At 71.0% G+C, this 8,662-nt stretch carries 8 protein-coding genes and 1 pseudogene; 3 read left to right on the forward strand and 6 right to left on the reverse strand.

Features of this window, described 5'->3' with window-relative positions; genetic code table 11:
* Window positions 1-237: hypothetical protein (locus WA805_RS21225; RefSeq protein ID WP_425243195.1), on the reverse strand; the 237-nt coding region annotated here is incomplete at its 3' end.
* A gap of 161 nt (window positions 238-398) precedes the next feature.
* Here WA805_RS21225 and WA805_RS21230 point away from each other — a divergent pair.
* Window positions 399-998: a DUF998 domain-containing protein gene (locus WA805_RS21230; protein WP_422337964.1), complete on the forward strand. Its 600-nt coding sequence runs from the start codon at window positions 399-401 to the stop codon at window positions 996-998.
* Here WA805_RS21230 and WA805_RS21235 read toward each other — a convergent pair.
* The 5 genes and pseudogenes from WA805_RS21235 to WA805_RS21255 all read right to left on the reverse strand — a co-directional run.
* Window positions 947-2,416: pseudogene (locus tag WA805_RS21235) on the reverse strand (FAD-dependent monooxygenase); the annotation flags it as partial. The gene WA805_RS21230 and the pseudogene WA805_RS21235 overlap by 52 nt on opposite strands.
* Complete coding sequence (locus tag WA805_RS21240; RefSeq protein ID WP_422280971.1) at window positions 2,413-3,279, reverse strand: ABC transporter substrate-binding protein; 867 nt, start codon at window positions 3,277-3,279, stop codon at window positions 2,413-2,415. The pseudogene WA805_RS21235 and the gene WA805_RS21240, both read right to left, overlap by 4 nt.
* A gap of 11 nt (window positions 3,280-3,290) precedes the next feature.
* Window positions 3,291-5,021, reverse strand: a complete 1,731-nt coding sequence (locus WA805_RS21245) for a thiamine pyrophosphate-binding protein (RefSeq protein ID WP_425243196.1) — start codon at window positions 5,019-5,021, stop codon at window positions 3,291-3,293.
* Window positions 5,022-5,077: 56 nt separating this feature from the next.
* Window positions 5,078-6,247, reverse strand: a complete 1,170-nt coding sequence (locus WA805_RS21250; RefSeq protein WP_422280975.1) for an amidase — start codon at window positions 6,245-6,247, stop codon at window positions 5,078-5,080.
* 3 nt (window positions 6,248-6,250) lie between these two features.
* Entirely contained in the window at window positions 6,251-7,339 is a 1,089-nt protein-coding gene (locus tag WA805_RS21255) for an NAD(P)H-binding protein (RefSeq protein ID WP_425243197.1), read from the reverse strand.
* Between the two features lie 226 nt (window positions 7,340-7,565).
* Between WA805_RS21255 and WA805_RS21260 the strand changes: the two genes are divergently transcribed.
* Window positions 7,566-8,312 carry a hypothetical protein gene (locus tag WA805_RS21260; protein WP_422280979.1) on the forward strand — a complete coding sequence of 249 codons (747 nt, stop codon included), beginning with the start codon at window positions 7,566-7,568 and terminating at the stop codon, window positions 8,310-8,312.
* 26 nt (window positions 8,313-8,338) lie between these two features.
* The coding region (locus WA805_RS21265; protein WP_425243198.1) for an alpha/beta hydrolase at window positions 8,339-8,662 on the forward strand (324 nt) is incomplete at its 3' end.

Consider the following 8,662-nt stretch of genomic DNA (forward strand, 5'->3'; position numbering starts at 1 on the left):
GCGGGATGCGCGCCGGGATACCGTAGTCACTGCCGAGTCAGCCTGGCGAAGCGCCCTAGCCGTACGGGCTGACGGATCACGGCGTTCAGCGGCGAGTGCGAGCCGGTGGACAAGTACTCGCGCCAGCGGCAACGCGATCGACAGCAGCACCCACGCGCGCAGCCGCCTGGACAGCAGCATCCACATATCCAGCATCCTTCCTGTCATGGCCAGCAGGCAGGCCGTACCGCTACCCACAGTCCAGCGCTGTAACCGCTCCACCGACGAGGCTTCGCAGCGGTCATCAGCCAGCGACACGGGACCTCGCCGCCGTGGGTCTGAGGTGGTTCAATTACGGTGGTGGCATGCGGAGCGTGCCTTGGTGGGGCGTGGTCTCCTCGGCTGCGGCTCCGGTCCTGATGGTCGGCGGGTGGACGCTGGCCGCCAGCTTGCAGCCGCGATTCGACCCGGTCGCCGATACGGTCAGTGCGCTGGCCGCGCAGGGCGCGGCCGACCGGTGGGTGATGACGCTGACATTCGTGGTGGTCGGCGTCTGCTACGTCCTGACCGCGCTCGCGCTGCGGCCGGCCGGGACCGCCGGGCGGCTGATCCTGATCACCGGGGCCGTCGCGGGCATGCTGGTGGCGGCTAATCCGGAGCGCGTGGGAGATCCCTACCCGTGGGGGCACATTATCTGGGCATCGATCGGGCTAGTGGGAGTGACTGCCTGGCCTGCCGGGGCCTGGCGGCGGGGCAGCGGCGTTCCGTGGGCCCTACGGCCCGCGGTAGCCGCAGCGGCCGTCGCGGTGCTGCTCGCCCTGGTCATGTGGTTCGGCGCCGAGCTGATAACGGGGTCGGGGCAGGCCGGGCTGGCCGAGCGGGTGGCCGGCGCCGCGCAGGCGTGCTGGCCGCTGGCGGTGGTGCTCTCCTGCTTGAACAGCAAGATGTGGGATAAGGCGCTACCGAGCCATGCGGCAAGCGGCGGCGCGTCGTCGGTATCGGCTGCCCAGGCGAGGTAGCCGTCGGGGCGGATGAGCAGGGAGCGGACGCTGGCCCATTCCGGGCGGTCCGCGGTGAGTTCCGCGGTCACGATGTCCAGCCGGTCCCGGTAGCCAGCGGGGACGTCCACCGCGGTTCCCTGTGTGAGCAGGAGAAACCTCGCTGGGTGCAGGAGGCCGAAGATCGTGGCGGCGGGGGCGCCGCGCAGGTCGAGATCGGGGACTCGCTGGCCCGCGATCTGGTCGGGCGCGGGGTACCGGATTGCCAGGCCGGAGAGCCGGGTGGCGAGTTCCCGGCACAGGGCAGGGTCCGTGCCGAGGATCGCGTTGAAGTGATCCCGCAGCGCGATGCCTTCCCGGCTGGCATTGGCGAACAGCCCGCACTGCGCGAGAGAGCTATCGATCACGTCGAGGCCGACGGTATGCCGTTCGGCATGGTAGGTGTCCAGCAGGCCGGGTGGCGCCCAGCCGCGGATCTCGGCGGCCAGCTTCCACGCCAGGTTGGTGGCGTCCTGCAGCCCGAGGTTCAGTCCTTGCCCCCCGGCCGGGTAGTGGACGTGCGCCGCGTCCCCGGCCAGCAGCACCCGCCCCGCCCGGTAGCAGGCTGCCTGCCTGGTCGCGTTCCCCACCCGGCTCAGCCACGCGTCGGCGGTTTCCCGCATGCCGAAGTCGGTTTCCGCGATGCGCAGCGCACTCGCTCGCAGATCCGCGAACGTCACCGGCTCATCGGACAGGCTGTACATCGTCGCGTGGTCGATCGTGGCCAGCCGGTACCGGCCGCCCCCGAGCGCCACCATGTAGAGCGAACCGCCCGGCTGGTTGAGGGTAAGCGCCGGGGACGGCGGGGGGCTGGTCAGCTCGACGTCGCCCATGATGGTCCGCCAGGTGTCCGGGGTCCCGGCGAAGTCGATTCCGGCCGCGGCGCGGATCACGCTCCTGGCGCCGTCACAGCCCGCGACGTAGGCGGCGCGGAAACTCGTAGGCCCGCTGAGCGAGTCCACGTCGAGGTCGACGCCGGTCTCGTCCTGGCGCAGGCCGGTGACGGCGTGCTCCGTCAGGTACGGCACGCCCAGCTCGGTCAGGTGCTCCTCAAGGAGCTCCTCGGTACGCCGCTGGGGCAGGAAGAGCGTGTAGGGGTAACGGGTATCGAGGAACGACATGTCCAGCCGGTTCCGCAGGATCGCGAAGTGCGTGGACGGCACCGGCGTGCCTTCGGCCAGCCAGCGGTCCGCGATCCCGCGCATCGCGAACTGCTCCATGGTGCGCGGGTAGATCGTCAGGGCCTTCGAGTGCGCCGGCCGCTCCGCGTGCCGTTCCAGGACTACCGGGCGCACTCCGCCGCGGTGCAGCTCGGCCGCGAGCCACATGCCTACCGGGCCGCCGCCGACCACGGCCACGTCGTAGCTCCCGGAGCTTGCCGGGCGGGCGGCCGTGCTCATCCCAGGTACGAGTAGTCGACGGCGGCGGCGATCGGGTCTGGCGCGTCCGGCGGGATCAGGCCGCTCGACCGCATCGCCTCGATAACCGCCACGAGGGCGGCGGGCGCGGACCGCAGGTCCCGCGGGATGACCCCGGCGGCAGCCAGCGCCTCGCAGGCGCGCAGCGCGTAGCGCGGCTCGACCGACGTGCGTGCCGCGGCGATAGCCGCCGACTCCCCGATGTTGCCGCGGAACCATTCCGCCGCTTCGGCGAGCGCCTGCAGGAAAGAACGAATCAGGGTCCGCTGCGTCGAGAGGCTGACGCAGACGGCGTTCAGGGCGAATTCCCCGGTCACCGGCCCGAGGTTCGTGAAGCCGGCGTCGGCGGCCAGGTAGTCGTACGGAATCATCTGCAGCGCGGCGTCGATCGTCCCGGCCTGCAGCGCCTTCCACCGCTCGACATGCGAGCCTTCGAGCGCGAAGTCGTAGTCGCCCGGATAGGTCAGGCCATGCGCGGCGAGCATCCGCTGGGCGACGTGCCGGGTGCCTTCCTGCAGCGACGATGTCCCGATCCTGCCCCCGCGCAAGTCACCGAACGTGCGGTGCCTGGGGAGCGCGATCATCGACAGCGGCGGGCGGTCGATGAGGCCCGCCACCACCCGAAGCGAGCCGCCGGCTACGGCGTCCGCGATGCTGCCCTCCGGCGCCGTCAGCGCGATATCAACCTCGCCCCGCCGCAGCGCGCTCGTCACGCCGTCGGTGGTGCCGAGGATCCGCTCGGTGGCGCGCAGCCCGCGGCGGTCAAGGAACCCGCGCTCCTGCGCCACCCACAGCGGGATGTTGACGTAAGCCGGAGCAACCACGCCGACCGTGATTTCCTGCAAGACGGGCCTCCCTACGAGTCCGGGCGGACTCGCACATCCACCAGCACGCACTGTCCTGAGCGGGCGGCGGCGACCGCCGCGGCGAGCGCGGATGGCAGCGCGGACCGGTCGTTTACCTGCCCGACGGCATGGAAGCCTAGCGAACGGGCAAACGACGCCATATCCGGATCGGGGTCGGAAATGGCCTGGCCGATCCAGGAGTTCCCTGTCGGCCGGTGACGTTGCCTGGCCATCCGCTCCTGGTGGACTACGTCGTTATGGAAGGAGGAGTTGTTCGCCACCACGATCAGCAACGGCAGCCGGTAGCGCGCCGCGGTCCAGATAGCCGTCCCGCCCATCAGAAAGTCGCCGTCACCAAGGATGGCCACCGGCAGCCGCCCGCTGCCGTCAAGCGCGAGCGCGGCGCCCACCGCCATTCCCGGCCCTGAGCCGATGCCAGCACCGCCGTCCAGGCCCAGGTAGTCCAGTGGATGACCTGCCTCGAGATCGGCGCCGTTCCAGCCGAGCGGGACCCTGACCAGGCAGGCGGGCGAACCCGCGAGCGCGCCATGCAGCGCGCTCGCCAGGTCGTGCATCGAAACGCCGGCGCCGTCGGCGGGTGGCGCGCCAGCGCTGTCCCTGGCCGGCCATTCGCTCGGCTTCACCCGCTCATCCGAGTCAGCCAGCGCGCGGACCAGCAGGTCAGGGTCGGCGGGTACGGACAGGTCGACGGGCTCGTGCCCGAAGGAGTCCATGGACCAGCCGTTGCGCAGCGCGGAGTCCATCGTGCACGAGATGATCCGCGCCGAGGCCGGGTGCCCGTCAGCGGCGGCCGCGGAGATGGTTCCGGCCACGTCGACCCAGCCAAGGCTGAGGATCACGTCCGCGGCGCCGATCAGCTCAGCGGCCGCGGCAGGCAGGAAGATGCCAGGCGGAACCGGGTGCAGCGGGTGCCCGGTCGGGAAGACCGCGCCGTTCTTGAGGTCGGAAATCACGAGCGCCCCGTACCGTTCCGCCAGGGTGACCCGGCGGTCCCAGTCCTGCTCGTCGCGTCCGAGGCGCCCGAGCAGGAACAACGGCAGGCGCGCCTCGCCCAGAAGGCGCAGCGTGGCCGCGACCGCGAGCGCGTCGGGTCCGTTTGACCACGGCGCCCGGTCCCTGCCGACATCAGGGATCGCCGGAAGACTGCGCAACGGCTGCTCCTGCAGGCTCACGTCGAGGCAGACGTAGACCGGCGCGGACGGTGCCTGCCTGGTGATCGAATACGCGCGGGCGAGCGAGTCCAGGGCCGCCTCGACTGAGGCCGGCTGATCATCCCACTTGGAGTACTGGCGGATCAGCGCGCCCTGGTCGGCTGAGGTGTGGATCCAGTCGATCCAGGGCCGCCGCTGGGCCGCGTCCACTGGGCCGGTGGCCCCGATAATCAGCATCGGAACGCGGTCGCAGTAGGCGTTGTAAACGGCCATGCTCGCGTGCATCAGGCCGACGTTGCTATGCACCGCGACGGCCATCGGGCGCCCGGTCACCTTCGCGTAGCCGTGCGCGATCGCGACGGCGTGCTCCTCGTGCAGACAGGTGAGCAGCTGCGGATCACGGTTGCCGGCGTAGTTCACCAGGCTGTCGTGCAGTCCCCGGTAGCTCGAGCCGGGCACCAGCGCGATGTACCGCAGGTCCATGCGGTGCAGCAGCTCCGCCATGGCGTCGCTGCCCCACTCGATCGCGGCATTGCCGCGCCCGGCGCCCTCGGCATCCTCCGCCCGCACGCCTCTCCTCCCGCCTGTTCCCGACAGCCGCAGTTAACGCCGGGAGGCGGCGGGAGTCAACGCTTTGATGAGCGGCCTGGAACTGTATGCGCCGCGAGGCCGCCGACCGCCGCCTCGATCATCGCGCCGGTGGCAAGCAGCAGCGCCTCCGCGTTCGGTCCGCCGATGAGCTGCAGGCTGGCGGGCAACCGCCGCCCGGTCGGCACCGGCAGTGCCAATGCGGGGAGACCCGCCAGATTGACAGCCCTGGTGAGTGCCAGGTAGCCCGGCCTGATGGCGGCATCGAGTCGCGGCGGGAAGAACGGAACCGTCGGGAGCGCGAGCAGGCCGGTCTCGCGCATTGCCGCCGCCATGGCGGCTCGCCAGCGTTCCTGCTCGGCCCTGGCCCGCAGCAGTTGCCCGGGTGTCACGGCCTGGGCTTCGGCGAGGCTGGCCCGCACCCGCGGGCCGAGCAGGTCGCGCCGGGCAGGATCGGCCAGCAGCACCCGGTTCGATGCCACCGCCTCGGCGTCGATGATCACGTCGGACGTTCTGCTGGCCAGCTCCCAGCCGGGCAGTTCCACGTCGATCACCTCCACGCCGCAGCGTGCGAGCGCGGCGTCCACCGCCGCGTCGATGACCGGGTCCACGCCGAAGCCGCCGGGCCGGATCCGGCCGACCTGTGCGGCGGCTGTCACGTCGACGGAGAAACCCGGCTCGAGCAGGGCCAGGCCCGCCGCTACGCCCGCCACATCGCGCGCCATCGGGCCGATGGTGTCCATGCTCGGCGCCAGCGGCCACACCCCGGCCAGCGGGATCCGGCCGTGTGTGGTCTTCAGCCCGGTGATGCCGCAGAACGCGGCCGGCACCCTGATCGAGCCGCCGGTATCGGAGCCGTAAGCGAGATCTGCCTCCCCGCCGGCCACCGCGACCGCCGATCCGCTCGATGATCCGCCGGGAACCCGGCCGGGATCGAGCGGATTGACCGGTGTGCCGAAATACTCGTTCACTCCGCTCGCGCCATACGCCAGCTCGTTCAGGTTGGCCTTGCCCACGATCCGCGCACCTGCGGCGCGCGCGCCAGCCAGGCACGGCGCGTCCCGCTCAGCGGCGGCGGCGGTCGCAGCCAGCGCCCGGCTGCCGGCCGTGGTGGGCACGCCCGCGACATCGATCAGGTCCTTGACCGCCAGCCGGATCCCGTCCCCTGAACCCGCCATCTGGGTGATGAAGGTGGCCCCGGTGTTCACCGCTTACGGGCTGCCGCCCATCCGATCGGTCAGCATGTTGCTGCCGATGCCATGCCGGTCGCCGAATTCGCGAAGCTGCTCGGCATCGATCTCCTCGGGCAGTTCCCGCAGCGCATCCTCAGCGGCCTGCGTGAAGCCCAGGTGACGCAGGGTGTCAACTACCCACTGCTTGCTGGTCGCCATCGGCACCACCTCACCTGTCTCGTCGTCGAAGACCGGTCGTCCGCCTAAGCCTAACCCGGCACCTTCCGTAAAGGCGGTGGCGTGATCGGCCACCCACTGGCGGAACGGCCGCGCCGATCCGAGGATGTCCGACACCGTAGCGGTGACGTACGCCGGCCTTCCCATCGCCGCGCCCCACGCGTCGAGCAGCATGTCGACGACCGGGCGCGGCCAGGTTCCCGCCGTCTCGCTGCGGAACTCGTCCGGCGTCAGCTCCTCGAACCTGATCCGGCGCCCTGTGACGTCACCGATGATGCCCACCTGCTCCGCCTGACTCAGTGACTCCGGGCCCGTGAGGACGTAGTCGCCTCCGGCATGCCCGTCCTCGTACAGGGTCCGCGCCGCGACGGCTGCCACGTCGCGGTCATCGACGGGTGCCGTCTCGGCGGCCCCGTAGGGCCACTGGACGACACCGTCGGCGCGAATCGCGGGCGCCCACCAGAACAGCGTGTTCGACGCGAACATCCCCGGCCGGATGATCGTCGATTCGAGCCCCGTGGCCGCGATCAGCCGCTCGATATCGGCGTGCAGCACCGCCATCGGGTTCGGCTGCTGGAAGAACGGGTGCGGGGTCTGGTGCGGTGATGACAGGAACACCACACGCCGCGCGCGGGCCGCGAGACGTTCGACGACTGCCGGAGCACTCGCCAGCGGAACGGTCCAGACGAGGAAGACGGCGCCGACGTCGCGCAGTGCCGCGTCGAGCGATTCGGGCACGGTGAGGTCGCCGGTAACGACCTCGACGTTCGCTGGCAGTGCCGCCGCCTCGGGGCGACGCGTCAGGGCGCGGACCGGCACGCCCGCGGCAATCAGCGAGTCGACCACGGCCCGTCCAACCCGGCCGCTCGCTCCGGTAACGAGCACGCGCATGGGGTGAATCATGCAAGCTCCCTAACCTTGACCAACGGCTTGATGGCGCTGATGATGACCCTATGTCCGAGCTGCCAACGTGAACACGGGACGCGCTCGCGGGGGTGGTTCATGACCAAGGCCGGTTCCGGCCCTGGCTGAGGGTGCCTCGCCAGGTGCGCGGCTCCTCACCCTCCACCGGATGATTTCTGGCGGGTTGCGCCGGCGCGGGCGACCAGGATCCCCGGTGCCCGAGTTCACCCCGGTACGGGTGATGTGTCATGACCGCCGGCTCGCGATGATGTCGGCATGGAACCTCGCTGCCCAAGCGGCAGGCGCGGGTGAAGGAGGGCTGGTGGGCATCTGGTGGGACCGCGCGGGGTCGTCGATTGGGCTGCGATCTTTTGACCCCGTCCGCATCGCCGACTTGGAATACCGGATGTGGGTGGCCTATTACCTGCGCCGGTGGACCCGTGTGCTGGCCGCCATGGTCAGCCTTCTCCGGCTGGGCTTCGGGACAGACTGGCTGGTAGTCCTGCAGGGTGCCCGGCTGATGCTGCGCGCGGCCCAGCTGTGGGCGCCGTACCCCGACAACGACCCCGATGGCGCCAGGGCCCACATGCGCGAGCTTTACGCCCTGGTCAGGCTCCGCTTCGGCGAGCCCGCAGACCCGGCACTGGCGGCCAGCCTGGAGATCGACTGGTGGCGTGCGCACCGGGAGCGCCAGTATGCGCCGGATCCCACGGAGACGGGCGACGAACTGGTCGAGGCGGTGACCCGCCTGTACTGCTGTCTATTCGGCGAGACCGAGGCGGCCGTCAGGCCGACGGCCATGTACCGGGTGCAGGCGATGGATCTGTCGGATCAGTGGGTCAGGACGGGCTGCCGGCCCGACAGCCCGCTGCTCTCGCTGGAGCGCGCCGCGCTGATCCGCGCCTACACCGCGCTGCTCGCCGTTGTCCAGCGCGGGAACGCCGGTGACGCGGCTCGGTGATACCCATCCTGAAAAGGGCGGGATCGATGCGACCCGCCCGCTATCCCTATGGCCCGCACCCGGCGCAATACGGGGAATTGTGGCTGCCCGGCCGCGCGGCCGTAACCACCGTGGTGATCGTGCACGGCGGATTCTGGCGCGCCCGCTACGACCTGTCGCTCGGTAGGCCGCTCGCCGCCGACCTGGTGCAGCGCGGATACGCGGTGTGGAACCTGGAGTACCGGCGGGTAGGCGCCGGGGGCGGCTGGCCGGCGACGTTCGAGGACATCGCCGCGGGGATCGACCTGCTCGCGGACCTGCCCGTCAGCACCTCCCGCATCGCGGCCATCGGGCACAGCGCGGGCGGCCAC

It is taken from the genome of Trebonia sp. (assembly GCF_049794275.1).
Classification (GTDB): domain Bacteria; phylum Actinomycetota; class Actinomycetes; order Streptosporangiales; family Streptosporangiaceae; genus Trebonia.

Coding starts and splice junctions, on each gene's coding strand:
- WA805_RS21255 (WP_425243197.1), bottom strand. CDS start 7,339: ATGCGCGTGCTCGTTACCGGAGCGAGCGGCCGGGTTGGACGGGCCGTG.
- WA805_RS21230 (WP_422337964.1), top strand. CDS start 399: ATGGTCGGCGGGTGGACGCTGGCCGCCAGCTTGCAGCCGCGATTCGAC.